Raw genomic sequence first — 1273 nt, 5'->3', positions numbered from 1 at the left:
TGACCTTCCCCCCTGACCGGGATCCACGTGGAGTGAGAGAGTTGGCCTCCTTGGAAGGAGGCAGGGATGCCGAGGAAGCGTCATACGGCGGAGCAGATCATCGGGCTGTTGCGGCAGGCCGAGGTGGAATTGGCGCAGGGCCGGACGGTGGGGGACATCTGCCGCGGGCTTGGTGTGTCGGAGGCAAGCTTCTACCGCTGGCGGTCTGAGTACGGTGGCCTGAAGGTTGACCAGGCGCGGCGGCTGAAGGAGCTCGAGCGCGAGAATGCGCGGCTGAAGCGGGCGGTGGCGGAGCTGACGCTCGACAAGCAGATTCTGAAAGAGGCCGCGGAGGGAAACTTCTAGGCCCCGAGCGCCGCCGGGCCGGGGTGCGGCATGTGCAGTCGGTGCTCGGGGTGTCCGAGCGCCGCGCCTGCCGCACGCTGGGCCAGCCGCGATCGACGCAGCGCAAGGTGCGGGCGGTGTCGGCCGATGAGACTGCACTGACCGATGCGGTGGTGTCGCTGGCGGGAGAGTACGGCCGCTACGGCTACCGCCGGATCACGGCGTTGCTGCGGGCGGAGGGTTGGCGTGTGAACGCCAAGTGCGTGGAGCGCATCTGGCGGCGCGAGGGGCTGAAGGTGCCGCGGCGGCAGCCGAAGCGGGGCCGGCTGTGGCTGAACGACGGCTCCTGCGTTCGGCTGCGGCCGTGCTGGCCGGGGCATGTCTGGGCCTACGACTTCGTGCAGGACCGGACGCATGACGGGCGGCGGTTCCGCATGCTGACGGTCATTGATGAATACACGCGGGAATGCCTGGCGATCGTGGTGTCGCGGCGGCTGACCTCGGATGACGTGCTGCAGGCGCTGTGCGACCTGTTCGTCGAGCGCGGCCCGCCTGGGCACATTCGCTCGGACAACGGGCCGGAGTTCGTGGCGAAGGTGGTGCGTGGCTGGCTAGGTCGGGTTGGGGTGACGACGCTGTTCATCGAGCCCGGCAGCCCGTGGGAGAACGGCTACAACGAGAGCTTCAACGGCAAGCTGCGCGATGAGCTGCTGGACCGGGAAATCTTCTACTCGCTGCGGGAAGCCGAAGTGCTGATCGAGCGCTGGCGGCGGCACTATAACACCATCAGGCCGCACAGCGCGCTGGGTTATCGACCGCCGGCACCAGAAGCCGTGTTGCCCTGGCCGTCTGACCCCGCCTACGCTCCGCTCCGGCAGGGCCAGACGACCACGCCAGAACACGGGCCAAGTCTCTCATAGCTGGTGGATCCCCAATCGGGGGCAGGTCA

Annotated in this window: 1 protein-coding gene; it reads left to right on the top strand. The window is 68.2% G+C overall.

Annotated features, from left to right (window positions below; genetic code table 11):
• The first annotated feature begins 66 nt into the window (after positions 1-66).
• Positions 67-1244 (top strand): IS3 family transposase gene (locus ACVFYP_RS27620; RefSeq protein WP_499203380.1). Its coding sequence is split into 2 segments (ribosomal slippage): positions 67-331 and positions 331-1244, totalling 1179 coding nucleotides; the frame shifts between segments, so codons are not numbered across the junction.
• The last annotated feature ends 29 nt before the right edge of the window (positions 1245-1273 follow it).

The sequence above is a fragment of the Roseomonas sp. F4 genome, assembly GCF_053891155.1.
The sequence above is the reverse complement of the archived record's forward strand: the minus strand, read 5'-3'. Positions and strand labels throughout refer to the sequence as shown.